Consider the following 26,501-nt stretch of genomic DNA (forward strand, 5'->3'; position numbering starts at 1 on the left):
AGCTCTGATAATTTATTTTTTTATAAATGCAACTGCGCGAACAAAGCCTGCAGAGGCGTGTTTAATTTTGTAAGGAAAACAAGAGATCAAAAATCCAGTTGCGGGCAACGCTTCTAAGTTGCTCAATTTTTCCATTTGACCGTAACCAATATCCCGACCTGCTTTATGGCCTTCCCAAATTAAGGATGCATCGCCGGTCTCGGCAAAGCGTTCACGTGTGTATTTGAAGGGAGCGTCCCAACTCCAGGCGTCAGTGCCCACCACTTTTACGCCTCTTTCAAGCAAATACATTGTGGCTTCGCGGCCCATGCCGACCCCTGCGTCTAAGTAACCTGGTTCACCAAATATCTTGCCTGCACGGGTGTTAACCACAACAATGTCCAGCGGCTGTAAATCGTGATTAATGCGTTGCAGTTCTTTTTCAACATCGCTGGCCGTAATAACGTAACCGTCTTCAAAGTCGCGAAAATCTAATTTCACACCCGGTTGAAAACACCACTCTAGAGGCAATTCATCAATACCGAATGCCGGCTTACCGCCATCAGTAGTTGAGGCATAGTGCCAGGGTGCATCCATATGGGTGCCGCTATGGGTGGTTATTGCAAGTCTTTCTGCCGCCCATGATTCGTTGCCAGGTAACTGATCGAGGGTCAGCCCCGGAAACATTGACGCCATTTCGGGCCAGCCTTCCTGGTGGTCCATGTAATCGATTTTGGGCAATAAAGGCGGTGGGTCGGTGTGTGGGTTATTATCTAAGGTCACCGACAAGTCGATAATTTCGTACTCTCTTGGGTTAAACATTCGAAGTCTCCAACTCTACGTTTTGGATAATGTCGCCAAACAAGCTGAAGCCATTTTTATCTGGCGCTCGCATCGTTATTGTTTCGCCCACTTTTAAGAAAGGCGTCTTGGGCTCGCCAAATTGAACAAGCTCTTTCGCGCGGAGTTCTGAAAGGCAGGCTTGGCCTTTGTTAGGTGTGTTATCAGATACCGTGCCCGAACCAATGACTGAGCCAGGTGGAAGGCTTCGTGCTACAGTTATATGCGCAATCAGTTGGTCAAACCCAAAGAACATTTTTGCGCCATCAGGTGCACCAAACCACTCGTTGTTTCGATGGATTTCTAAAGGTGCACAGACTTTTGAATCTTGCCAATGCACACCAAGTTCATCTGGCGTAACGGCAATAGGTGCGAAGGCTGTGTCGCCTTTTGCTTGTAAAAAGCCAAATCCCGTTTTCATTTCGCGGGGGGCTAGGGCACGGAAACTGACGTCATTTAACATGACGACCAAGCGAATGCTCTGCTTGGCCTCTTCTTGTGAAGCGCCTATAGGAACATGGCCGGTTATGACGCCGAACTCACCTTCAAAATCGATACCGTGTTCTTCTTTTGCGGCAAAAAGCGGTTCGCGTGGCCCCCTAAACGAAATGCCAGAGCCTTGGTAAACCAAAGGGTATTTATCGGCGCCTTCAATAGGATCTAAGTTGAAGGCTCTTTGCATTAAGTGTCCGTGATTTAAGTAGCAAGAGCCGTCAAGCCAGCTCCAAGCACGGGGTAGGGGCGCTAAACATTGCTCGGGCTTAAAGTGAGACGCATTATTCGCGTTCCCATTATTAAGTAACTGATATCGCTTGTTAAGCTTGTCATAACACGCATCCCAATTATCCAGTGCAAACTGCATAGTAGGGGCAATATCACTAACCTCTGTACACAAACTATGGTCCTTAGCAACAAGTACTAGCTTGCCATCAGGCCCATTGCCTTTGAGTGACGCTAACTTCATTGAATAAAGTCTCTTCGTAATTAAAAGTTTTAATTATTGTTAACAGAAGATGTTAGTATTCAAAGTTACTAAGCAAAAATCGTTTGTGCCGATACGTGATATCTCAAAAACCGTTGGTACAAAATAGGTAGATAAGTTCTCGGGGTAGAAATGCGGTACGAAAAACTAGACTTAAACCTGCTGGTGGCGTTAGAAATTTTGCTAGAAGAAAAAAACATTACGAAAAGCGCTTATCGACTGCACCTTTCGCAGTCGGCAACAAGTGGTATTTTATCTCGTTTGAGGGACTATTTTGATGATGATTTGCTTGTACAAATGGGTAAGCAAATGCACATCACGCCACTTGCCGCTGAAATGCAGCAGCCAGTCAGCGAAGTGCTAAGCACTATTAGAAACCGCATTATAGATAAGAAAATAAACACACCAGAATTATCAAATCGCAATTTCAAAATTATTGCGTCAGACTATGTAATGCAGGTGGTGCTGGCTGATTTATTGGCCTACGTCACGAAAATAGCGCCGAACATAACATTTGAATTTATGTCTACTTTTGCTGGTGATTTAGACAACCTCGCAAAACAAGGCGCTGACCTTATTATTGCCCCTTCTGCTTTCATGCTCGATGGCTATTCATCCCAAGAAGTTTTAGATGATGAGTTCGTTTGTATAGCGGATGAAAACAACAGCAAGCTAAATGGCCAAATTACCCTAGAACAATTCTCAGACATTGGTCATGTAACCATTGGCTATGAAAAAGCGAGTCAATTGAGCATAGAGAAATGGATGGTAGACTCAGATGAAGTTAACCGCCGCGTAGAAGTCATCGTCAACGATTTCTCTAGTATGTTTTTTACAGTGATAAATACCGAAAGGGTGGCCCTAGCACCAAAGCGTCTTGCTGAAATTAACGCAAAACATCTCCCTATAAAGATTTATGATATTCCGTTTAAAACGCCACAGTTGAATGAGTCTATGATGTGGCACCCAAGTTTAAATAACGACCCACTACACAAGTGGCTGCGAGAACAAATTCTTAAACATAGGCCCTAAAAAGGTTATAAAAAAGGCCTCTACGGCCTAGTAGTGCTGTATTTGTACCAAAACCATGCGTTTACTCACCTTCGACAAAAATCTATGAAATGAACAAATATTGATGCGCTTTCGCCATTATAAAAGCAGGGCGCATTCATATAATAAAGGTACGTTTTAATTTGGAATACGTCTAATGACTTGGCAGAAAAAAGATTACTAGGACATCCCTGGTACCTATGTGTTCGATGGCAACCGCTCTCAATGCAATCAAATTAAGATGCAGTGCTCTGCCTCAAACTACACAGAGCAAACAATTAATGGAGAACTAAGGTGCTCATGCAGAGGCTAAGTTTCATCAGCACTGTAATCCTAATACGAGAATATAATAGAAAATTCAACCGGTCGTATACCTGATATGCAAACACAAAAGCCGCATATCTTCACTAGGATTTTAACCATTTATTCCAGGCCCTGAGCTGGGAACTTTACACAGGAAACTTTTGAATGCGCGAAAATAAATATTTTTGCCCAATATGTAAAACCCAATTTAGATTTCTATTCGCGTTATCCAAACTATGTCTGTTCACGATGTGTTGAAAAAGCAATAGACGCAAATGCTCGTCCTTTAAAATTTTATAATCAGGACATGTGTGGTGGCTTTGTTGCTGTTTACACCGACACCAATGAGCGGCGAAATTCAAACACTTGTTATATCAACGGGGTTGAATGTCACGCCAGTGAAGCCTTTACGGGCGGTATCGTGGTAGAAATAGTGACCGGTCGCAATGAAACGCGCGCTGAACTGGAACGGCCAGTACGCTGATATACAAAAGCTACTAATCGGATACTGCGATAATTTTTTATTCAAGATCCCGAAAGTCACTTTCTCTTTTTGATAACAGTGATTCAATGTGTCGTTGGTGTGCATCAGGTGCTTCATTAACAGAATCGATCACTTGATACTCCAAAATTTCATTATCTTTGTTCGAACGATTAGGTACAACAACATATAAGCCTTCATATTCAACATTTTCCCAGTCTAAATACGCGCCAAACTTCCGTTTTTTAATACTCTGTCGTTTGGCCTCAGCAAAACGCTTACGCAAATTCAGTGTTTCCATTAAAGAAAACTCGTTTATTCGAGCTACAATGAGCATTCTGCGCATATACGTGCTATAAGCTTGACTGCTTTTCTGCCACATCCTTCGTCTCCAAGTTAAAAATCATTGTTTAGACATCCAAAATCGATGTCTTGAAAAGGGCTATTAATACAATTAACCATAATTTAGTTATCAACGTAGAGCAAAATAGATTATTTCGTACACCACGATGTATAAAATTTCCCGTTCTCACATTGCTGTAATACTTTTACTTCAGTAAGATCTTATCAACGTCAAGAAAATACGAAGTGTTTCCAGCACTCGATGGAAAGAAATTAATTGGCCTAAAGTACATCATATTATGTTTATTTAAAGAAAAGGAGTTTCGATGACTGAAAAAGAGATAACCGACCTAGTGCGAAAGCACAGTGTCAAGCCATTATTTGGGGTAATTTTCACGCTATCAATTTTAATGTTTATCGTCGGTAAGGACACAGAAATTATAGCGATAAGTGTGGGTATCTTTGGTGCCAGTGTAGGGGCCTGTATGTATATCATCCGAAAAGTTCTGATTGATGTCTTTAAAAACAACGGAAGTTCATCGCCTATTTCTCCAAATTGAAGGGCGAGGTCAGGAAGGCTATGTGGGTGGTTGTCGCTGTTTGATAGGGATTGACAGTTAGGCTAAAGTACAGAGACCAAGTTCAAATGATTAGAACCAAGGATGTTTTATGGAAACAAGGAAATTTTCAGTTCTCACGCGAGGCGAGCGCGGCGTTATCGCAGGCGTGTGTTCAGGCCTCTCTGAATACTTCGGGTTTCGAAAGAACGGCCTTAGAATTTCGTTTGTTGTCTTTTCATTTTTCTTCGCTTTACCGGTAATGTTTTATCTCACGTTCTGGTTAATATTACCGAAATACCCAACTAGTCAGGCTATGGCCAGGCAATTACGAAGACAAGCGGGGCGTCTGAGTCTCGACAATTGATAAAGAGCGTGGTGAAGAAGAGCTATCGGCGCTTCACATCAAGGCCATGATCCCAAAACAAAGAACAGTGCTTTAAATGAAACTAGTTTTAATCGACTTTGATGGCACTATCACCACCAAAGAGGTTTATACAAAATTTGTTTTAACGGCTACACACCCAATACGATTAGTTTTGGCTGGGCTACTTATTTCACCTGCCATCGTTTTGTATAAATCAGGGTTGTTACCGGCCAATAAAATGCGTCCACTGGTAGCAAGGGCCGCGTTTTTTGGTGTGTCGGAAAAATCATTAACCGAAAAAGCAGAGCGTTTTGTGGAAGATTATGTGCCCACGGTGCTTCGAGCTGACATGCTTGATACTATTCGTGGGCATCAAGAAAATGGTGATCGTGTCGTTGTCGTTTCCGCATCGCTATCGCCGTACTTGAATATTTGGTGTAGTCAGATGGGCATAGAAGTCTTGTGCAGTGATTTGGTAGTACGACGAGGGCGCTTTACCGGAAGATATCGTTACGGTGATTGCAGCTTGTATAACAAAGTTGAAGCAGTGAAGCGTCTCATCAATCTTAATGATGTCTCACATATCACCGCTTACGGCGATACCCATGAGGATTTTGCGATGCTTGATATGGCAAACACCGGTGTGTATCGCGGAAAGGCCTATGTGAAAACTACCGTTGGATGAACAAGGTCTCAATATAGTCCAATGCATGATAGGAATTTGGTTCTAGTAGATTTCGACAAAACGATAATTAATCGAGACACCGGCGACGCGTATATTCGTTTTATGTTGAGGCGTAGCCTGCTGCGAATGATCTGTGTCGTGCTATTTTCACCGCTAATATTCCTATTCATCTCATTTATTAAAACGAAAAAGTCCGGCTTATCAATAGTGCTTTGGTTGCTAACCGCAGGAATGGGGCGGCGAAAGCAGGCTGATTTAAGACACCAATTTATTAGTGCGTATCTGGCCGAACCCAACACGCGTATATTTGATTCTGCGAAAAAAGCGTTAACCCATCACATAGAGAAGGGGGATGAGGTTGTTATTGTGAGTGGCGCTTCTGCTTGGATGGTTAAGAGAATTGTCGCAGCTTTACGCCTGCCGGTTTCACACTTTTTGTGTTCGCAAGAACGGACCTTTATGCGTGGTCGCATTAGTCAATTTCACTGTTACGGCGCGAATAAAGTGAGTTCAGTAGAAAGACACTTTAATCTACAAGGCTATTTTCAAGTTATCGGTTATTCAGACAGCGCTTCCGACATTCCTTTGTTAGCGCTGTGCAATAAGCGAATAGTGATAAACCCAACATCGAAGTGCCGTAAGCGTTTCGTAGCTGCATTTGGAAATCACATCGAGGTGGTGAGATGGAAATGATGCGGCTTCCAAAACGTACCGAATGCTTCATTTTAGCCGGAAGATTTTTTGATTTCATTGTGTGATTTTAGCACTTCGCTGCCGTCATCCTGTTCTATGAGATAAGCCGGGTCGTCGTCGCTCGCTTTGCGGGTAACTTTCGACCCCTGCAGTGTTTTTTCCACATCCTCATTATATTTTTTTCTAATCTTGCCTGACGCAGAACCATTACCCCATTCCCATTCAACTTCAGTGTTAATCGCAAAATTCTTCATTTAGTGATGTCCTTTAAAGTATTTGGGATTTAAACCAACAAGCCTGCAAGTAAGATCAATGAATTATTGTTAATCAAATGAAGGCTGATAATATCGAAATAGAAACGGAAACATCTCACTGATTTACGGCTAAGGAATGAAGGATGACACCAGAGCAAACAGGGTTAGCCTACGACCAGATCACCCACCTTTGGACGCGGGATGATTTTAATCGTAAAAACGGTGTAGCTCAGCATAGAAAAGCGATAGCGTTTGCCAAAAATAAACAGAATGCGCTGGATGTTGGCTGCGGTTGTACCGGGCGTTTTATTGATTTGCTGCTAGAAGATGGCTTCGCTGTGTCAGGGATAGATATCTCAGCGAAAATGATCGCACTTGCTCGCCTACGTCATCCGCACTTAGATTTTTATCACACCGATATTTTATCGTTCAGCTCGACTAACCGCTTCGATTTTATCTCTGCATGGGACAGTATTTGGCATGTGCCACTACGTGAACAGCGGACTGTGCTTGCAAAAATTGTTTCCCTTCTTAAACCAAGTGGCATATTCATATTTACTTTTGGTGGTACCGACGAAGAAGGCGAACATTGTAATAATGCAATGGGCCCACAGGTGTGCTACTCAACGTTAGGGACGAATGGCTTTATAGACTGCCTGATGGCATTAGGCTGCAAAATAAAGCACCTTGAATATGACCAACTGCCTGAATTACACACTTATCTCATTGTGGAGAAAATCTGAGAAGTAAATTGGTCAAATGGCCTGGTTTATTTTTAATCATTTCTATAGGATGACATGCGATGGAAACGCAGTGTTTGCCATTCGGGCTATCAGCACGGGATTTGCTTTAGAGGCGCGGTTCTCTCTCGCTTTGTCTTACTGGTTTTCTTCCATCCATTTCAACTTTACTTAACGTTTAGGCGCAATGCCTGTTATTCAATTTTTTAAAGGACATAAGAAATGGGTAAAACTCTGAAACTTGGCTTCGCTATGGGCGGCGGCGTTTCTCTAGGATCATTCTCTGGCGCAGCACTCACGGAGTCAATCAAACTCGCCTTGTTATACGGCACAGATAAAGACGGTAACCCCTACGAAAACGTCGTTGTAGATGTGTTTTCTGGTGCCAGTGCTGGTGCAATGAGTTTAGGGGTGATGTTACGGGCACTCGCGTTTCCAGCGAAAGACACTGCGGTGCGGCAAGCGGCCTGGAAGAAACTGGCAACCGATTATGAAATCGATACCGCGTCTTGGACAGATCAAAAGCGCAAAGAGCAACTCATCGATGCTGAACTTGCTCAGCAAAAAATGAATAAGATCTGGACTGAAGAAATAACCCTCCACAAACTGCTTGAGCCTGAGGAAGACGGATTCCCGCCATTAATTAAACAAGCCGGAATTTTAAATAAAGCGGCTGTGACGAATATTGCGAAAGAATATTTGTTTCCTGATGACGGTGATAGTTACAACGAACAAGACAAAGCAACGCATCCTGTTTTGGCAAACAGGGTGTTGTATAGCTGCAGTATTTCGAATCTGAATCCAATTATCGCCAATGTCGATGCGAAGTACCTCAAGGCAGTCAGCGATGATGAGCAGCCTGATTTAGCATCTGCCGACGCGCTAACGTCTAAATTTCACCAGGAACACCGAATCTTTGATATTAACTTTGGTTCGGTGTCTAACGATAAATTTTCAGACACGGATATTCACCCTAAGCGTTGGGTTCGCTTTCATTGGGGCGACAACATCGATAATGTCGCGTTTGATATTCGCGCAAGAAAGGACTGGCGACATATTGTCGCCACAGCCATTGCAAGTGGCGCATTTCCGGCAGCATTTGAACCGGTATCCCTTAGGCGTTGGCAGTGGGAATATCCCGCAGGCTTATGGATAGACCCATCTGTGAGTAGCTATGTTTACACTTATGTTGATGGCGGTACTTTTGCCAACTCTCCGGTAACCGAAGCCTTTAAGTTAGCGTCGCATATCGATTCTATTTCCCATTTAAACATCAAGGCGCCTTTTGAACGTCGCATCATCTTTGTCGACCCATTTGTTGGCGAAGAAGTATCTTATAACCTTCCTCATCTTAAATCTTTTCGTGATCAAAAGCCGCTGTCGTTGGTCAGTACCTTTGATGGCAACGATTTACTGTCACTTACTTCCTTGGATAAATTACTGCCAGCAGGAAAGAGTTTGCTTGGTGCAATTCATTCTCAAGCTTCTTCACAACAGCACCATCGTAACTTTCAAATTGCGAATAAGCTCAAAATGCGTAATGAACTTAGGGATATGTTAGCGAAAGGCGTCGTTGCTACCGAACAAGAGTTTTTGGATTTACGCGACAAACTGGGCGTACTGCTCAGCCAGTTTTCAAATAAAGCGCTTATTCCTACCTTGTCTGCAAGCGTGGCGAATGAAATTGAGCGGCTTGCACGTGAACCGGGTTCACTAGTAAGCGCACTAGAGGGAAACGGTAAGGAAATAGCAACATCAACGTGGGATGTCATTACCGGTAAAGGGTTAGAGCATGTTGCTATGCAAGCCATGTTGTTTAGTTATATCGACTTAATTGCTGATCTGGAAGCCAAGAGCCGAAACAGTCAGTTGATCTCAATTGCACCGTTGGATTTTGACGACAACAATGAGATCAATAAAATGATATTCCTTCCCGGCTCTCCGCTTGCGGGATTTGCGGGCTTTATGTCGGAACTGCCGAGTAAGTATGAAGTAAAAGTAGCTCGCTATTGCAGTTTTATCAAACTTCGAGAATCCCTTTTGCTCCCCAGAACACTGGCGCCGACGCGCGCCAATAAATATCCAGGAGAGTTTACTGATAAGGCCGCATTTAACGAAGAATACAAAGGAGGTTTGAAAAAACTCGCTTATCGAGTTGGAGAACTCGTCAGCACCTCAAATTTCATCAATCTGGGTTGGGCCAATGACGTCGTACTGACCTTCATCAAAAGTCGCATTGAAAAAGCCATAAACGAATTGAGTTACGTAAATAAGAAAACCGAATACGAGTTTCGCGTAAGGGTTGATAATAAGAAGTTTGAACTGGATGGCAAAGGCGTTGCCGATAATGATCGACACCCAGTGATGTTGTCTGAAGATGCAAAGGAACTCTATCTTATCTGCTTTGCCGAACGGGATTGGGCCATCGATGAGAGTGAAAGCGCTGCATTAAAATGGTCGGGCTACTACATTGAAGATGGGAAATTGGGTATCGATTTCGATTCCTGGGCATCTATTAATGATAATGACTTTGTTCAGATCCCTATGCCTAGCGACAAACAGCTCACGGATGCGGCAAAAATTGCAAATCCTATCTTCTATACGAAGGACGTGCTTAAAAAAGACAGCAAGCCGAGTACCAATGCGCTTAACGCGTTTTGGGAGCTTAGAAATGAAGTAACCCCGTACACGGATTTACTTTGAAAGTAAGTTTTTGTTCTGTAAAACTTGCAACAGTAAGGAGAGCGGCTTCATAGCCGCTCTATTAAAGAAACCACTTCCAGGCAATGAATATGGCTAGAAAGCCAAACAGATATGCCAAACCAATGTAGCTCAAGGTTGTGATGAAAGGCCCGGCTTTAACGCTGTCATGCAGTTCAGCTTTGCGCACCAGTTTGTGATTCAGCAAAGCAAACATGGGCGTGGTTATGAAGGCTAGCGTCATGGCAAATCCCAGCATGGCGAGCAGGGCAGCTTTGAAAAACAGCACAATGATAAAACTTAATACGGCAACAAGAGACAGCACCAGAACAACATTGCGTTCTGGCATTTCTTTTTTACCATTCAGTAGCAAAATAGCCTCGGTAACGGCGCGGGAGTAACCATCGTAAACGGTGAGTGCTGAACCGAAAATACATAAAAATGCCACCACGGCGATAAGCCAACGCGCCCATTCACCAATGGTACCCGCATACAAACCCACAAGCTGTTTGGAGAAACCGATACCGCCAGATGCGAGCGCTTCACCACTTCCATGCAGTACCAGAGCACCCAGGGCCAGGAAAACCAGTGCAAGGATCATGGTGGTGAAGTATCCAAGGTTAAAATCAAATAAGGCAGACTTCGCGGTAACGGCTTTTTCTTCACACTGCTTTTTAAGCCATAAAGAGGTAATACCGGATATCTCAATGGGGGCCGGCATCCAACCCATAGTAACCACTAAAAAGCCGATAGCGGCCATGGTCCAAGGGGAGGGCGACACGTAATCATCGGGTGCTACTGCGCCGTTTTGCCAAGCGATGAAAGTCGCTGAAATTGTGGCGATGACGAGGGTGATCATGATTGCCTTCGATATCTTCTCTAGTGCCGCAAAATGACCGCCAATGAGAATAACCAATATGGCGATAAGAATAACGGCGGCAAGCAGCGGAACACTGATATCCATTGGCATGAAATAGCCGAGAAGACTGGCTGAAAACATCAATAACGCCGCTGAATTCACGACAGCTGAAATGATGTTCAACAATAATGCCGAAAGCAGATAGCCTTTACCCAAGCGAAGATAGCCCGTTTGCAAGGTTTCACCAGCGCTGATGGTGTAACTCACCCCCGCACGGAAAAAAGGGTACTTAAGCAGGTTTACAATGAAAACCAGTAAAGCAAGTTGCCAGCCGTATATTGCGCCCGCTTGTGTTGAGGCAACAAGGTGGCTGCCGCCAATTGCGGCGGTGGCCATGAGAACGCCGGGGCCAAGAAGTTGAGTAAGGTTACGTAAGGTATTTAAAGAAAATGTGGAGTGTGCCAACTCTGTGTTCCTGCTACAGATCCGTAATTAAAAACGCGTTGGCACAGTTTACATGAACAGTTTAAAAATGCAGAGGTTAAACGTCGCTCAGGAGGTACGATGGAACTTGCCACGCACCCTGATGCAGTTTTCCATCCCAGGTTTGTAGTGTGATCCACACCTTATCACCGGGTTTGATAACTTCACTACTGAGTCCATGTACGTGTTGCCCGTGTTTCGTACCGTGAAGTACGCCAAGCTCATAAGACTGCGCCTCTTCAAAGGGCAGTGGCGACTCGCCAATGTTTAGAAAGGCCATACGAACGTCATCAACACTGCCTTGCTGAAACATAACCAGAAAGTCTTTTACGAATAAACCATCGTGCTGGTAGGGCATATTTTCATCATAAGGCATCGCAGTAAGCGAAAAATCACCGGCTTTAATTTCAGGTAGCACGGCGGGGAACTGCGGATTCAGCGCCTTGTAGATGAAATAAATAGGCAATGCCAGAATAAGCCCATTGATTAAATAACGAAATGAGGATTGCTTTTGTAAACGCGCCATTATGCCTCCTGAATGGGTGAGGTTGCGTTGCGTGTTTGGGACTTTTTAAGTTTATTCACGCGTAAGTACCACATGATAAAGCCGCTAAGCGACATACCGCTAAGCAATAAGCCAAACACAAACCAAATGATTTTCGTCCAAATGCCACCAATAGTGCCATAGTGCAGTGGATCGGCAATATGCAATATGGTTTGTGCGGCATTCATGGTTGCAGGAGAGATCGTCTGTGTAATTTCGCCGTTCCACGGATTAATCGCCAATTGGAAACTGGCTGCGTCGTAGAATGGGTTAGCGCCACCGCCATATACCTTAAAGGTGTCGCGGTTGTGTTCAGGTAACATCACATATCCTGGACGAAACCCTGGAAACGTTTGTTCAGCCTGTTCAAGCGCATTACTCAAGGTTACCGGCATCGCTGGTGAACGGTTTGCTTCAGGTGACAACATAGGTAATGACTGCTCTGAAAGGTTTTCGGGCCAGGGATCGATCTCTACATCGTTTTGCCATAGGACGGCTTGAATCAAATACCACAGCCCGGTGGCACTCATTATGAGAAGAAACCAAAGCGACCAGACACCAGCTAGCTTGTGCAAATCCGCCGTTAATGTGCGCGGGCCTTGATGACTCCTGAGTTTGGGATTGCGATAAGCCTGCCAGAACTTCTTGTACACCAACAGACCCGTAACGAGCGCACCGAGCATCACGATTGATAATGCGGAAACCAGGTAATAACCCACACTGTAGCTGCCATGCCAGGGAAAATATAACCAGCCGTGCAGTGTTCGCATAAAGTTGATAAACGTACTGCCGTCGTTAACTTCTTGAATTTGATGAAGGTAAGGATTCACATAAGCGACGGCATAGGGTTTGTCGTCTGCAGTGAACATCACCTCGTGCACCATGTAGTCTTCGCGAACGGCAACGCCGGTTATATCTGCAGAAGGATAGGTTTCATTTACCAGTGCAACGGAATCGGCAGCAGTCCATGCTGATGTGTTTTCAGGGTTTGTGGCACGTACATTGGCATTAGTCAGCCAAGCAAATTCGTGACTCAGCACGGCGACGGTGCCGGTAAGACACACAAAAAAGAATAAGATCCAGACTGGCAGAGAAAACCAGCCGTGAAGTTGGAAAAGGAAGCGATTAGACACCCGAGCCATGAAACCCCTTTATAGCTATTGTTATTAGGATAAAGGGGGATTCTAGTGAATATCGCCTCCAATGCAAATGATATTGATTCTTTTTTACTGGAGGCGACCTTTCCGAGCCATTCGGCGCCATGCAATAAGCGGAATAAGTAACAGAGTCATCATGCCAAAGCTACCACCACCACTGCTTCCACCATTCCCTCCCGAACTGCCACCGGAAGATTGTGCCGTTACACTCACCGATACCGTATCTGTTACGGTATTAGTACCATCAGATACGGTAACGCTATAAACAATGGTTGAACCCGCAGACGCGCTTGGCGCGGTTTCAGAATATACCGCACCATCTATACCGTTGATGGTGAAAGATAAGGCATCACCTTCAGGATCGGTCGCGGTTGCCCGAATAGTAATTGTTCCGCCGACAACAACCGAAGATGGCGATGTAATCGAGAGCGTAGGGGCCTGATTAGCCGCACCTTCAATTCGTACGCCAGTGTAAGGTGCAGTAATTTCACTTTGCGTACCTGGAATGTTTGTCACCAAGGATGTGGTATTAAACACCAGCGATGCCGGCGTAGCATTGTCTTCTACGCGTACGGTAAAATTGAGTGTGGAAGCCGCTTGCGTTTGCGCACCTAAAGATTCTGAATCAGGCTGCGTGACCTCCCAGATGATCTGATCGCCAGTGAGCATGCCACCGTCAGATATTGAACCTTCAATGAGTGTGACGGTGTCAGGTAGGGTAACTGCAACACGATAATCTCTGTCTTCACCTGTCGTATTGTTGGCAATATTGACGTTAATGGTTTGCTCGCTACCGAGGGCGACGATACCGTCGTCTGGTACTGAAAGATAAACATCATCCTCACCCCGGTTTATTTCTACATAGCTGACGCCAATGTTGTCGGGTTGCGACGCATCTGTACCCAATGCGAACGCGCCAAAATAGCGTTCACCTTCTTCGCTGTTTTCCAGTTCCCAGATGACACGAATATCAAAAGGCGTAAGAGCAGGATTACTTTGTGGCCCAGTTACGGAAAGGTTACCTTCATCATCTGCATCAACAAGTACATAATCGATCATTAAACTATCTGTCCCTGATGTTGCTGCATCCCAGCCTTGAATAACGATGAACCAGGTTCCCGCCTCGGGCCGCAGTACATCCACTACTTCGTCAGAGTTGGAGGACGTACTTTCTTCTCTAACTTCGTCTTCATCTGCGCGACCATTACCGTTTTCGTCGTAAGCGAGGTATAAATCAAGATCGTCAGAATTGGAATCATATATTTCAGCGTAGAGCCGAAGGGCATTTTCGCTAACTTCAACATCAATGGTTACTATTCCGTCGTCACCATCAAAAAGGTCTTCAGGTGTGGGATCCTGTGAAATGGTTAGTGCCTGTGTTGTTAACGGGGTAAGTCCGAAGGAAACATAGTTAAACGATTCGATTTCTGTGGCGGCAATATCGCTAATGATACGGCTGTCTGCATCCCGCTGTGCTTCTATATTGACGTATTGCGGAATCGAACCATTAGTAGCGTAAACCGCTACAGGAATGTGAAGGAGTGGTGAGTCAGCATTAGTCAATTGAACAGAGCCAAAAGCCCATTCGTTACTACGAACAGACAATGAATCAATAGTGAACGTCAGCGTTTGCGACTGCCCGGCATTCAACGAAAAACTAGATGGGGTAACCGAAATATCCAGTCCGCTGGTCATAGTTTCCGAGGCAACGCTCCAACTTCCACTGCGGGTGGCAGTAACGGTACGCGTCCAGCTACAACTGAGCAGGCAACTTTCATCGACGACTGCCGGAATATTAAGAGAACGAGGCTCCCCTCCGTTTCGAGGATTAGCAGCCTGATAATTTGCCCGAGTCTCATTCATGATAAGGCCTGTCTGGGTTGCTGCTTCGACCTGTAATCGGCCTGCACCCATCTCGAACCAATCAGCAATAGTTTGCTGATCATCCAATTGAATATCGGTTTTAGCCGTCATCATCATCGCAGAGCGGATATTGTCAGGTGTCCATGTTGGGTGATCTTGTTTGATAAGCAAAGCGGCACCAGCAACATGAGGGCTCGCCATGGATGTACCCGATGAATAAGCGTAATCAGCTGGCCCAGTCCCGGTTTCGTCATGACCATAGTGTTCATCTGCCCAGGCAGCGTAAATATCGACTCCCGGTGCAGCAATCATTGGCGTAAGTGTACTAATAGACGTATTTGGTCCACGGGATGAAAAGTTTGCCACATTGTCTGCACTTTGTTCATCGGTGATAACGTCTGCAGTTGAAGCTGTTATTGTTGCAGTATGATTGCTTCCTGAAGCAAGCCAGTTTTTCAGTCTGTCGCCATCATCAGCATCAATATGGATTCCCGGAACGACATAAGCGTCACTTGCTAAGAAGCTATCGCCGCCCTGGACATTTGCCAGCACGTATCCACCCGCACCGCCGTCGGCAACATTTCGGGCTTTTTGAATGCGGGCAATATCGCCCCGATCACAAACAACAATCTGACCACTAAACGTATTGGCAGGATATGGCTCCAGACATTGTCCTGGATCGCCATTAGGATCATTGGCATTGAAGTAATCACCAGCGTAAACAATAGAGGCAGTTATCGCGTCAGTATTACTAAAACCACTTATGGCAGCTAATGTTGAATTACCGCCAGAAAAACCACGGATCTGCTTTGGATAAGAGACGGTGATACCGTGTGTTGTTGCAGCAACGGCGGTTAACCAGGGCGCATGTTTGTCTGTGGTAGAACCTGAAGGGCCATCGTTACCGGCTGAATGCGCAAGAAATATTCCCGCTGAATGCGCATTAAGCCATGCGGCATTGACAGAGGAATCCCAGGGGAATTCACCGCCAGATATAGACATATTGATGGCGTCTACCTCACCGCTATCAATTATGTCTTCAAGTGCCTGTAGGATGATGGAATCAAGGCAACCTGTGTAGGTATCTTCTTCGTCACCGGGATAACAAACCTGGTAAGAAATAATATTTGCATGGGGCGCAACGCCTGATATCTCTTCAAAAATATAACCGGTTTCAACACCACTACTGGCGGTCACGTCGTAATCAGGAATGACTTCGCTTACATTATAAAGCACGTTACCTGCTGCTGTTGCCGCAACATGTGAACCGTGACCATTGTAATCTTCACCATTTCTAGGAGGAGGCGAGGGGAATACATCAGAATCATTGTAGGCACTTAGAATGCCCGAGTAACTGTACACGCCAATAAGTTTGTCATTACAGAGCGACGGATAAGCGCCTGCACAGTCGCCCAGGTAGTTTCCGTTTCCGAGTGGATTGGTATGATTGTATCCATCCCCTCCGACATCCGCAAAAGAGGGGTGGTCGGTGTTGATGCCGGTATCCAGTATCGCAACCACCATACCTTCCCCCATCACATCTAAGCCTGATGTTGTTTCAGTTCCATCCCATAGCGACGGTGCCCCAATAGTTTCAGCGCCAACATACGCATTTAATTTATGGATGGTATCTCTTCGAACTTTCTTTACGCCTTCGACATTTGCGAGTGATTCAGCCTGGCTTGCAGACATCTTGATAGCAAAGCCATTAAACGCTAATTGATACTGTGCTAACGGTGTCGGTAATGTGTCGTTCTCTTTAAGATAACTCAGCACGCGTTGCTGACGGTTTTGTAGGTATTGCCGATATTGCTTTACCGCAGTAGTTCGCGTATTCAATTTAGACTGCGAACCCTTCGTACTTGTTGAGCGAAAGCCTTCGATATTTCCGTTGTAAGTTACGACTGGCTCTTCGTTCAGTTCGACAATATAAACCGCCTCGCCCGATTTATGATTAGCTGCGACGGTTGTGGCTTTATTTTTATTCGTTGCTGTTTCAGCTGCAAATAATGGCGGTGTGGTAAGTAGACTAAAGCTCAGCGCACATGAAACCGCAATGGCGATTCTGTCATTCATATTATTCTCCTTTTCAGGCGCTACTGTCTGGCAGGTCAAGACTACCCGTTTATCCAAAGTTTATCCTAGTTCCTGAATTTTTCTGCAGTTTTACATGTTCAGGGGACTAGAAATCAATCTTAGAAATTATACGTCGTGATATATGAACGACTAATGAACAGTTTCAGATGCAAAAATGAAAGTGCGATGCATTAAATGTAATTAATAAATATTATTTATTTTAATGGATTGTTAATTCAATAGGATGAGAGTACTACTTATTGCCTATGGCCAAGGATGAAACTTCTTCCTAAGTGAATGGGCGGACTCGAATAAGCAAGGTCTTTCCGGTGAAACCACACTAGCATATTGAGTATCGATATTGCCATTGTGCATCACTCAATGAGGGCTTAGTTGTGCAGGACAGAAATCATCTCGCCAGCGTAAAAACCACCTATCAGGTAAAAATAATAGAAAATGGCCTGATAGACATTCCCATGCTGCAAATCTTGCAGCCAGATGGCAGCTTGCATGCGCAGGCTGACACACCAGATATAGCCAAAGAAACCGCAACCCGTATGCTGGATGTAATGCAATATATTCGCATATTGGACGAGCGCATGGTGGGTGCCCAGCGACAGGGCCGGATCAGCTTTTATCTGGCTTCAACCGGCGAAGAAGCCGCTGCAGTGGCCAGTGCCGCTGCGCTATCTGAAAACGACATGATCATGTCGCAGTATCGCGAGCAGGGGGCGTTAGCCTGGCGCGGTTACCGTACTGACCAATTTATGAATCAAATGTTCAGTAACGAAAAAGATCCCAATAAAGGTCGGCAAATGCCTATTCACTATGGTGACAAGGCGCTTAACTTTATGACGATTTCATCTCCATTAGGTACCCAAATTCCGCAGGCGTCGGGTTATGCCTATGGTCAGAAAATGGCGGGCAAAGAAGCCATTACCATTTGTTACTTTGGTGAAGGCGCTGCATCAGAAGGCGATTTTCATGCGGGTCTCAATATGGCGGCGGTACTACATTGCCCGGTAATATTCTTCTGCCGCAATAATGGCTACGCCATTTCAACCCCTGCAGAAGAACAGTTCGCCGGAGATGGTATTGCCTCTCGAGGTATTGGTTATGGCGTGAAAACCATACGTGTAGACGGCAATGATCCCTTGGCCATTTATGCTGCTACCCGACAGGCAAGAGAAATGGCGCTCAGTGATTCCTGCCCGGTGTTGATCGAGGCGATGACGTACCGTCTAGCAGCTCACTCTACGTCCGATGATCCCAGTGGTTATCGCTCTAAAAACGAAGAGAAAAAGTGGCGTCTTAAAGATCCGATTTTGCGCTTGAGCAAATGGCTGGAAAATAAGGGTTGGCTCGATACCGATGCTTTCGAAAAGAAAAAATCGGAAACCCGAGAGAAAGTGCTTGCGGCGCTTAAGGAAGCGGAAAAAGTGCCGGTTAATCCCATTGACGATTTGGTCACCGATGTTTTAGACCACGTTCCCTGGCATTTAAAAGATCAACTTCAATCGCTCAAACAACATATTGCCAAATATCCTGATAACTATCCTAAAACAGCAGGGAGAATAAAGTAATGGCGAAAATGAACCTGCTGCAGGCAATTAATAACGCCCTCATCACCATAATGACAGAAGACGAACGGGTGATGGTGTTTGGTGAAGATGTGGGCCATTTCGGTGGCGTTTTTCGAGCTACCAGCCATCTTCAGGAAAAATTTGGTAAGTGGCGCTGTTTTAATACACCGCTCACCGAACAGGGCATTATCGGATTCGCTAACGGACTCGCAGCTCAGGGCTCAGTGCCTGTGGCTGAAATCCAGTTTGGCGATTATATCTTTCCGGCCTTCGATCAAATCGTCAATGAAACCGCTAAATTTCGCTACCGTTCAGGGGGGCAGTTCAGTTGCGGTACATTAACAATAAGAACACCTTACGGTGGCGGCATTTCCGGCGGTCATTACCACAGCCAGTCGCCAGAAGCTTTTTTTGCACATTGCCCTGGCTTGCGAATTGTGGTGCCGCGTAACCCATATCAAGCGAAAGGCTTGTTGCTGGCATCAATACGAGACGACAACCCGGTCCTGTTTATGGAGCCTAAACGCCTCTATCGGGCGTCTGTGTGCGATGTACCTGAAGATGATTATGAATTACCACTCAGTAAAGCTGACATTGTGCAGGAAGGGAAAGATATCACGCTGGTGGGCTGGGGCGCACAAATCGAAATTCTCCAGAAGGCTGCAGAGAGAGCGCTGGAAGATGGCATTAATTGCGAAATTATTGATTTACGCAGCATTGCGCCATGGGATGCCGAGACAGTCGCAGGATCCGTAATGAAAACCGGACGATTATTGATTAACCACGAAGCGCCGTTAACCGGCGGGTTTGCCAGTGAAATTGCCGCCACCATTCAAGACAAGTGCTTTCTGTATTTGGAAGCGCCCGTTGCGCGGGTTTGCGGTCTTGATACGCCGTATCCACTTTCTCACGAGAAAGAATACATGCCGGATGAGCTAAAGACGTACGAATCCATTGTAAAAACCATGCATTATTAAGGGCAATCTGATGAATACTGAATTTATTTTGCCTGATATTGGCGAAGGGATCGTTGAATGTGAGCTGCTGGAATGGCTGGTGGCTGAAGGTGATGTGATTGAAGAAGACCAACCGGTTGCTGAAGTGATGACAGACAAAGCCACGGTACAAATTCCGGCCATGCATGCTGGTACCGTGCGTACACTTCACTATCAGCCTGGTGATATTGCGAAAGTACATGCTCCACTTTTTGCTATGACAGTAGCGCATAACGATGTTGCACACGACACTGCTTCACCAGATAACGTTTCCCACGACGTAAAGGCCCATGGTGATGCTGTGTCAGAAGATAAGCGAACTGATGCAGCTCAAACTGTAGAAAAGGCGAACACGTCAGATTCCACCTCTAATCAGGGAGAGGACTTTCTGCTTCCTGATATTGGTGAGGGTATTGTTGAGTGCGAAATTGTCACTTGGCAGGTGACTGAAGGCGATCAAGTTGCCGAAGATCAGGTCATCGTGGAAGTGATGACAGATAAAGCCGTGGTAGAAATTCCAGCCAAACATGCTGGCATAGTAAGCCGTCTTTATTACAAAGAGGGTGAAATTGCCAAAGTCCATGCCCCCTTATTTTCTCTACTCGCTGACAATGTTCATGCATCGGCGAGTTCTGATAAGCAACCGCAGGAGCTGCAATCGCCAGATCAGCCGTTGCAAGGTCAAGAATCGTGGGCGCCATCACAGGAGCATTTAATAAATCGAGCTGAAGCCGCCGACCCGAAAGTGTCATCGAGGGAAGGCCAATTCGAGCCACCTGTGGTCATACCGGGTAAAGTGCTTGCCAGTCCAGCCGTGCGTCGTGTTGCCCGTGAAAAGCAGATAGATTTAACAGCAGTCAAAGGAACGGGTAAAAAAGGCAGGGTTCTCAAGCAGGATGTAGTTGCGCTAAGCGGAGTGTCGTCATCCACATCATCATCAGTTTCGCAAAGCCATAAGTCTGGTCAATCGACTTCCCATGCCGTAACAGAACGTCAGACACCTGTGATAGGAAATACCCGCACAGAGAAAGTTCGCGGCGTGCAGGCGACGATGGCCAGGCAGATGCAGTTGTCTGTGCAAACCATTCCGCATTTTAGTGTGAGTGATGAGTTGCAAATGGACAACTTAATTGCGCTTCGTAATGAACTAAAGCCTGTTTTTGAAGAACAGGGGGTTAAGCTCAGTTTTATGCCGTTTTTTATTAAAGCCCTGTCATTGGCTTTAAATGAATTTCCTATCCTCAATAGTCAACTCAATAATGACGCTTCAGAATTGACGTATTTCGACGACCATAACATTGGTTTTGCGGTAGACAGTAAAATTGGTTTGTTGGTACCGAACATTAAGCGAGTGCAAGATTTATCGCTGTTCGATTTGGCTAAGCAAATGCAGCAACTTGTTGATCAGGCCAGAGAAGGAAAATTATCCGGTGAGTCATTGAAAGGCGGAACTATTTCAATTTCCAACATCGGTGTGTTGGGTGGCATTACGGCCACGCCGGTCATAAACAAGCCCGAAGCCGCGATTGTCGCATTGGGTAAAACCCAGAAGCTCCCTCGGTTTGACGAAAATGGAACTGTTACTGCCCAACATATCATGCAGGTAAATTGGTCTGGGGATCATCGCATTATTGATGGTGCTACCATGGTGCGTTTCAATAATTTTTGGTGCAGCTACCTGCAAGCGCCGTCGACAATGCTCATGCATTTGCGCTAACTAGAGGGAAAAGAGGAGCGATGGCTCCTCTTTCTGTGCTCGTTCAGGTTTCATGTTACAATGCGCATTCCTCTTCATTCGTAACGGATTGTTTGTGCTAAGTTATAAACATGCCTTTCATGCCGGTAATCACGCAGATGTGATTAAACACATGTGCTGGTTAGGTGTGATCAACTACCTCAAGAAAAAAGAAAAGCCTTTTACCTTATTCGACACCCATTCAGGTGCAGGCTGTTATCCACTAAATAGCGAACAAACCCAGAAAAATCGAGAATACGAAAGTGGTATCGATCCGCTGGCAAATGTTCAATCTAACGCTGAACTGCTGAAGATGTACCTGGATGCTATGGATTTTTATTGGCAGCAGCAGCAGTATCCCGGCTCTCCACTGATTGCCACGCGTGCATTACGTCCACAAGACAGTGCCCATTACATGGAACTGCATCCAAATGAAGCTGACATCTTAAATGACGTAATTCGTGGTGTCGGTATGGGCAACGCACACGTTCATCATCGTGACGGTTTGGAAGGGTTAATCGCAATGACGCCGCCTAACCCCAATCGTGGTGCTGTGCTTATCGACCCGCCTTATGAGCGGTTTGATGAATATCGCGAAGTTAAAGAGGCCGTCACAAAATTGTTCCGTCGCTGGCAAAACGCCCAATTGGTACTGTGGTATCCGTTATTGTCTGCGCGAGCAGATAAAAAATCCGGTGCCAGCGAAGTCATGATTGGGGCACTTGCCGGCATGTCAAAAACAGCGTTTAGCGCAGAATTACACATTGATAAAAAAGAAAATGACACCGGCATGTATGGTTCTGGTGTGTTGGTCATGAACCCGCCTTGGCAACTCGATGTTCAGCTTGACGCCGCATTGCAGGAAGTGTGTGGTCATCTTGGGCCTAACGCTATCAGCAAGATACGCTGGTTGAAACAAGAGAGAGACCAGTGACACAAGTCCGTGGTATCCGGCATTTTTATATTCCTGAAGATCAATCAGTCTATCTGTTGTCGCACAAAGATGCGGAAAAACTGAGAAACTGGGTTGAGCTTTGCACTCAGCAACTTCAGGCGCTGGGATACCGCGACATCGCATTGATTGGCAAAGGCGCCTTTGGTTTTGTGTTTGCCGGTGTGGCGCCTTCTGGCGAACATCTTGTGTTCAAATTCTCCCGTATTAATTTACCTGAACACGTTCAAGCCCGCTTAGAGGAAGAAGCCTTCATGCTTTCTAAGGTCGAACACGTTCGTGTGCCGGCACTGAAAGAATTCCAGCAAGTCGGCAAGCAGGCTATTTTGGTGATGGAACGGGCAAAGGGTTTGGATTTCGAACAAATCAGTTTGAAACAGGGCGCCTTATCTCCTCGCATCATTGTTCGTCTCGCTGTGCAGCTTGGAGAAATTTTGTTGTCTTTGCGTAGCCATCAAATGCGCAGTGAAATACGGCCCGTGGTTCATGGCGATATCAAACCTTCAAACCTAATGTGGGATGCCAGCAGTGAAACCGTCGGTTTGATTGACTGGGGATCATCGGTTTTTGCTCAGCTTGACGAGCATGGTCAACACGTTGGTAATAATGTGATGGATCTCATGTCCGGTGATATTCAGCAGACCAACTCCCGTCTTGGTGATGTATATTTTATCGGTAATGAACAGTTAAATGGTGCGTTGTCTTCCCCCCGTTTCGATGAACAAGGGTTGGCGAGCACACTCTATGCGCTGGCGTCCGGCCAGTCATGTCGCTTTGGTACCGCGGTGATCACTCCGCGCGCGCTTGGACTGCCTAAAATGCTCGCAAACATCTTAGAGTATATGCTCAGCGATGATCCGATAAAACAACGCCAGGGGGGCGACTACTTTTTTAATCATTTGCATGTGTTTAAAAGTATGGTGTTTTCCCAAGATAAGCCCGTTGCTCACAAAGCAATGATACCCACCTGGTGCACGCCGGTGAGTAAAGATATAGAAACCGTGGTGTACAGTTCGCGGAAATCATTTTTGCGCGAAGTGGCTGCTGTAACCGACAGCGATTTACGTTACATCAATGATGCGCAGTTCGATCGCTACTATAAAAATTATCTGCAGGGCATGGGTGAAACCGAAAAAGCGTTTATCGCAGCAGTGAGTCGCCTTGGTCGTTATCCGGTGGTCGGCGGAATGGCGATTCGGTGGATGCCTGACGGTATTTATGTAGATTCAAGTTTAAACCTCTATGACGAATCATTGAAAATAGCTTTTGAGCAATCGGTCAATAATGTTATTACCCTTGCCAGGGCCATCCATCGTAAAGGCATTTTCAAATGCTGTTTGTTTAATGCTAAAGATACACTGCACATTGAACGAGCAAGCGAAGACGAACCTTTTGTGCCTCATGCCAACTGCGTGATCCCGTTTGAATTGTCACGAATATCAGTGTTACAGGACAACAGTCGAACCCATTCTTATTTTGAAGATGGCGAGGACCCGGATGAACTGTTGCAACTGCCTGACAGTATCATGTCGGTATTGAAAGAACTAAACACGATTCATCACACGGGCTGTGTAATTTTCGAGGCGCTACCCACCCATCTTAAAATACACAGTTATTACACGTTGCTCGACCACGAACAGCAGCAACGTTTTACCTTATTACTGGGCAAACTGGTTGCTGCGGTTCCGGATATTACCGGCATCGGGCTTTCCGGCTTTATGAAATTACCGTATAAAGATACGCGCTATTTTGAGCATCGGGCCGAGTTACCCGAAAAATATTATCCCCGAAACCCCAAACAAGCGAACACGGAGACATCTGAAATCAATGGCTGATGTAAAACTTTCTTCACTGATGGAACTTGAAACTATCGAACAGGGCATTTACCGGGCACAGAGCTGGGATCTTGGCTTCCGGGCACTGTTTGGCGGCCAAGTTCTTGGACAGGCGTTGTCTGCGGCGTATAAAACGGTGGAAGAGGGCTTTGGTGCCCATTCATTTCATTCTTACTTTCTGTTACCGGGCGATGCAAAAAAACCGGTGATGTACGATGTTGAAATTGTGCGGAATGGTCGCAGTTTCTGTACTCGTCGGGTAAAAGCCATTCAGGAAGGCCGCAATATATTTTACATGACGGCATCGTTTCAATTACCGGAGGACGGTATGGAACATCAATTTGCTACGATGCCAGATGTGCCAGCACCAGAAGACATCACGCCGGATATCGCGTTTTACGAAGCCAATTTCGACAAGCTTGCCCGTCCTATGCAGGAAGCACTGAGCTATCACAAACCCATCGATATTCGTACTGTTGATGCGGTGAATTCATTTTCTGCTAAAAAGCGTGATCCCCAGCGATACATCTGGTTACGGGCGCAGGAGTCACTTGAACCAGGCGCGCAAATCAATCAGGCCATGCTGGCCTATGCATCCGACTACCATTTTCTGAGCACAGCGCTTCAACCTCACGGGGTGTCTATGGCCGACCGGGCTTTACGCATAGCCACCATCGATCACGCCATGTGGTTTCACAAGCCGGTAAACTTCAATGAGTGGTTGCTCTATGTGGCTGAAAGTCCGTTCAGTGGAAATTCGAGAGGCATCGTTAAAGGCCAGATTTTCAATCAGCAGGGTGAGCTTATTGCGTCGACCATGCAGGAAGGGCTGATGCGAAAAGTGGATAAATGAGCCGTATTCTATCTTCAAGACATTTCTTCAGCAGAATAAAAATGGCCCAGAACTGTCGTTCCGGGCCTAGGGGAATGGCTCATTGCTGAGCCGTGCGCTAACTTTTACAAGGGAGAAGTATTGTGAAGTTATTCACAACGGACTGTAACTATAGAACAAAACCGCTCACTTTATAAACAATTTTTTGAAAAAATTTAATCATACATTATCAGAGACTTATTTTGAGTTCCATCCCTGATTAAAAAACAACAGCTTATTTCTGGTCTGACTAGCCTGCGAGGTGTTCAAAATTTACCCACAGGATGGTCACATTTTATTCAGCATTAGAGTGCTAATACCTGGTGAATGATCTATCCGGCTTTCCATTCATATTATTTATACTCGTGATGAGCAATTGTTCCATTGGAATGATAATGCCACAATAGTTTTACAGATAAATTGCAGCGAGGCACGACAATGACTACTCCTACGACTTTTATTCCACCTGAGCGCACCTTAATGGGGCCGGGTCCTTCAGATGTTTCTCCCCGCGTACTGAATGCAATGTGCCGTTCTACACTGGGTCACCTCGATCCTTTATTCGTAGAGCTGATGGATGAAACCAAGGCCTTACTGCAATATGCATTTCGTACTGATAATGCGCTGACAATGCCTGTTTCTGCTCCGGGGTCGGCCGGTATGGAAGCCTGTTTTGTGAATCTTGTTGAGCCTGGCGATAAAGTCATTGTTTGTATCAACGGTGTATTTGGTAACCGCATGGTGGAAAATGTTATCCGCTGTGGTGGTGAAGCGATTAAAATTGAAGATGACTGGGGAAATCAGTCTGACTTAAACAAAGTGGAAGACGCCCTGAAAGCCCATCCTGATGCAAAAATTCTGGCCTTTGTGCATGCAGAAACGTCAACTGGCGTACGTAACGATGCGGAAACGCTCTGCCGGTTAGCGCAGCAATACGACTGCCTTACCATTGTTGATGCTGTGACATCATTGGGCGGTATCGATGTGAACGTAGACGGTTGGGGCATCGATGCCATTTATTCCGGTTCACAGAAGTGTTTAAGTTGCGTTCCAGGTTTGTCGCCAGTTTCGTTTAGCGATCGTGCGGTGTCTGTAATACAAAACCGTAAAACGCCCGTTCAGAGTTGGTTTCTTGATATGAACCTGATTGTAGGTTACTGGGGCCAGGGCGGAAAGCGTGCTTATCACCATACAGCGCCAGTAAATAGCATCTACGCGATGCATGAATCATTGGTGATGTTAAAAGAAGAAGGCTTAGAGAATGCCTGGGCTCGTCACCAGTCTGGTCATAAAAAGTTGGTCGCGGGTCTTGAGAAACTGGACCTTTCCATGGCGGTTGATGAAGCATACCGTTTACCGCAACTGAACTCCGTAGTTATTCCTGATGGTGTGGATGATGCTGAAGTGCGCAGCCGCCTGTTGAATGAATTTAATCTGGAGATCGGTGCGGGATTAGGTGCTCTGGCAGGTAAAGTCTGGCGAATTGGCCTTATGGGCTATGCGTGTAAAGACCGTAATATTGATCATTGTGTGGCGAGCCTGGATAAAGTGATCCGCTAAGTTCAATGACAAACT

General features: G+C 45.7%; 22 protein-coding genes. 14 read left to right on the forward strand and 8 right to left on the reverse strand.

Annotated features, from left to right (window positions below; all coding sequences use genetic code 11):
* Nucleotides 1-12: 12 nt before the first annotated feature.
* Together ACXAGX_RS18595 and ACXAGX_RS18600 are read right to left on the reverse strand one after the other, a co-directional pair.
* Nucleotides 13-801: a cyclase family protein gene (locus ACXAGX_RS18595; RefSeq protein WP_474803103.1), complete on the reverse strand. Its 789-nt coding sequence runs from the start codon at nt 799-801 to the stop codon at nt 13-15.
* Nucleotides 794-1,783 (reverse strand): fumarylacetoacetate hydrolase family protein, encoded by a 990-nt coding sequence (locus ACXAGX_RS18600; RefSeq protein WP_474840198.1) that lies wholly within the window; start codon nt 1,781-1,783, stop codon nt 794-796. The genes ACXAGX_RS18595 and ACXAGX_RS18600 overlap by 8 nt, the downstream gene beginning before the upstream one ends.
* Nucleotides 1,784-1,933: 150 nt before the next feature.
* Here ACXAGX_RS18600 and ACXAGX_RS18605 point away from each other — a divergent pair, with 150 nt between their 5' ends.
* Complete coding sequence (locus tag ACXAGX_RS18605; protein WP_474824590.1) at nt 1,934-2,833, forward strand: LysR family transcriptional regulator; 900 nt, start codon at nt 1,934-1,936, stop codon at nt 2,831-2,833.
* A gap of 842 nt (nt 2,834-3,675) precedes the next feature.
* Here ACXAGX_RS18605 and ACXAGX_RS18610 read toward each other — a convergent pair.
* Entirely contained in the window at nt 3,676-4,017 is a 342-nt protein-coding gene (locus ACXAGX_RS18610; RefSeq protein ID WP_474840200.1) for a hypothetical protein, read from the reverse strand.
* Nucleotides 4,018-4,303: 286 nt separating this feature from the next.
* On the opposite strand from ACXAGX_RS18610, the gene ACXAGX_RS18615 reads away from it, so the two are divergent.
* The 4 genes from ACXAGX_RS18615 (at nt 4,304) to ACXAGX_RS18630 (ending at nt 6,279) form a co-directional block, all read left to right on the forward strand.
* Nucleotides 4,304-4,537, forward strand: a complete 234-nt coding sequence (locus tag ACXAGX_RS18615) for a hypothetical protein (RefSeq protein WP_474840202.1) — start codon at nt 4,304-4,306, stop codon at nt 4,535-4,537.
* Between the two features lie 109 nt (nt 4,538-4,646).
* A complete protein-coding gene (locus ACXAGX_RS18620; RefSeq protein WP_474840204.1) occupies nt 4,647-4,901 on the forward strand; it encodes a PspC domain-containing protein in 255 nt (84 codons plus the stop codon).
* A gap of 76 nt (nt 4,902-4,977) precedes the next feature.
* Nucleotides 4,978-5,586: an HAD-IB family phosphatase gene (locus ACXAGX_RS18625; protein ID WP_474824597.1), complete on the forward strand. Its 609-nt coding sequence runs from the start codon at nt 4,978-4,980 to the stop codon at nt 5,584-5,586.
* Nucleotides 5,587-5,607: 21 nt separating this feature from the next.
* Complete coding sequence (locus ACXAGX_RS18630; RefSeq protein WP_474840206.1) at nt 5,608-6,279, forward strand: HAD family hydrolase; 672 nt, start codon at nt 5,608-5,610, stop codon at nt 6,277-6,279.
* 32 nt (nt 6,280-6,311) lie between these two features.
* Here ACXAGX_RS18630 and ACXAGX_RS18635 read toward each other — a convergent pair whose 3' ends face one another.
* Complete coding sequence (locus ACXAGX_RS18635) at nt 6,312-6,533, reverse strand: hypervirulence associated TUDOR domain-containing protein (RefSeq protein WP_474840208.1); 222 nt, start codon at nt 6,531-6,533, stop codon at nt 6,312-6,314.
* A gap of 143 nt (nt 6,534-6,676) precedes the next feature.
* On the opposite strand from ACXAGX_RS18635, the gene ACXAGX_RS18640 reads away from it, so the two are divergent.
* Together ACXAGX_RS18640 and ACXAGX_RS18645 are read left to right on the forward strand one after the other, a co-directional pair.
* Nucleotides 6,677-7,276 carry a class I SAM-dependent methyltransferase gene (locus tag ACXAGX_RS18640; RefSeq protein WP_474840210.1) on the forward strand — a complete coding sequence of 200 codons (600 nt, stop codon included), beginning with the start codon at nt 6,677-6,679 and terminating at the stop codon, nt 7,274-7,276.
* A 219-nt stretch (nt 7,277-7,495) separates the two neighbouring features.
* Complete coding sequence (locus ACXAGX_RS18645; RefSeq protein WP_474840212.1) at nt 7,496-9,976, forward strand: patatin-like phospholipase family protein; 2,481 nt, start codon at nt 7,496-7,498, stop codon at nt 9,974-9,976.
* A gap of 61 nt (nt 9,977-10,037) precedes the next feature.
* Here the strand turns inward: ACXAGX_RS18645 and ACXAGX_RS18650 are convergent, their stop codons facing one another.
* The 4 genes from ACXAGX_RS18650 to ACXAGX_RS18665 all read right to left on the reverse strand — a co-directional run bounded on the left by ACXAGX_RS18650 (nt 10,038) and on the right by ACXAGX_RS18665 (nt 16,955).
* Nucleotides 10,038-11,228 carry an NRAMP family divalent metal transporter gene (locus tag ACXAGX_RS18650; RefSeq protein WP_474840327.1) on the reverse strand — a complete coding sequence of 397 codons (1,191 nt, stop codon included), beginning with the start codon at nt 11,226-11,228 and terminating at the stop codon, nt 10,038-10,040.
* A 145-nt stretch (nt 11,229-11,373) separates the two neighbouring features.
* Nucleotides 11,374-11,841 (reverse strand): hypothetical protein, encoded by a 468-nt coding sequence (locus ACXAGX_RS18655; RefSeq protein WP_474840214.1) that lies wholly within the window; start codon nt 11,839-11,841, stop codon nt 11,374-11,376.
* A complete protein-coding gene (locus ACXAGX_RS18660; protein ID WP_474840216.1) occupies nt 11,841-13,001 on the reverse strand; it encodes a PepSY-associated TM helix domain-containing protein in 1,161 nt (386 codons plus the stop codon). Before ACXAGX_RS18660 ends, ACXAGX_RS18655 begins: the two co-directional genes overlap by 1 nt.
* A gap of 84 nt (nt 13,002-13,085) precedes the next feature.
* Nucleotides 13,086-16,955 (reverse strand): S8 family serine peptidase, encoded by a 3,870-nt coding sequence (locus ACXAGX_RS18665; RefSeq protein ID WP_474840218.1) that lies wholly within the window; start codon nt 16,953-16,955, stop codon nt 13,086-13,088.
* Nucleotides 16,956-17,350: 395 nt separating this feature from the next.
* Between ACXAGX_RS18665 and ACXAGX_RS18670 the strand changes: the two genes are divergently transcribed.
* The 7 genes from ACXAGX_RS18670 (at nt 17,351) to ACXAGX_RS18700 (ending at nt 26,486) form a co-directional block, all read left to right on the forward strand.
* A complete protein-coding gene (locus ACXAGX_RS18670; protein ID WP_474840220.1) occupies nt 17,351-18,538 on the forward strand; it encodes a thiamine pyrophosphate-dependent dehydrogenase E1 component subunit alpha in 1,188 nt (395 codons plus the stop codon).
* Entirely contained in the window at nt 18,538-19,515 is a 978-nt protein-coding gene (locus ACXAGX_RS18675; RefSeq protein WP_474840222.1) for an alpha-ketoacid dehydrogenase subunit beta, read from the forward strand. The genes ACXAGX_RS18670 and ACXAGX_RS18675 overlap by 1 nt, the downstream gene beginning before the upstream one ends.
* A 10-nt stretch (nt 19,516-19,525) precedes the next feature.
* A complete protein-coding gene (locus ACXAGX_RS18680; protein WP_474840224.1) occupies nt 19,526-21,250 on the forward strand; it encodes a dihydrolipoyllysine-residue acetyltransferase in 1,725 nt (574 codons plus the stop codon).
* Nucleotides 21,251-21,344: 94 nt separating this feature from the next.
* Nucleotides 21,345-22,202, forward strand: a complete 858-nt coding sequence (locus ACXAGX_RS18685; protein ID WP_474840226.1) for a 23S rRNA (adenine(2030)-N(6))-methyltransferase RlmJ — start codon at nt 21,345-21,347, stop codon at nt 22,200-22,202.
* Complete coding sequence (locus tag ACXAGX_RS18690; RefSeq protein ID WP_474840228.1) at nt 22,199-24,055, forward strand: serine/threonine protein kinase; 1,857 nt, start codon at nt 22,199-22,201, stop codon at nt 24,053-24,055. Before ACXAGX_RS18685 ends, ACXAGX_RS18690 begins: the two co-directional genes overlap by 4 nt.
* Complete coding sequence (locus ACXAGX_RS18695) at nt 24,048-24,908, forward strand: acyl-CoA thioesterase domain-containing protein (RefSeq protein ID WP_474840229.1); 861 nt, start codon at nt 24,048-24,050, stop codon at nt 24,906-24,908. The genes ACXAGX_RS18690 and ACXAGX_RS18695 overlap by 8 nt, the downstream gene beginning before the upstream one ends.
* Before the next feature lie 456 nt (nt 24,909-25,364).
* Nucleotides 25,365-26,486 (forward strand): pyridoxal-phosphate-dependent aminotransferase family protein, encoded by a 1,122-nt coding sequence (locus ACXAGX_RS18700; protein WP_474840231.1) that lies wholly within the window; start codon nt 25,365-25,367, stop codon nt 26,484-26,486.
* The last annotated feature ends 15 nt before the right edge of the window (nt 26,487-26,501 follow it).

This window comes from Alteromonas sp. ABV4_515, from assembly GCF_056160345.1.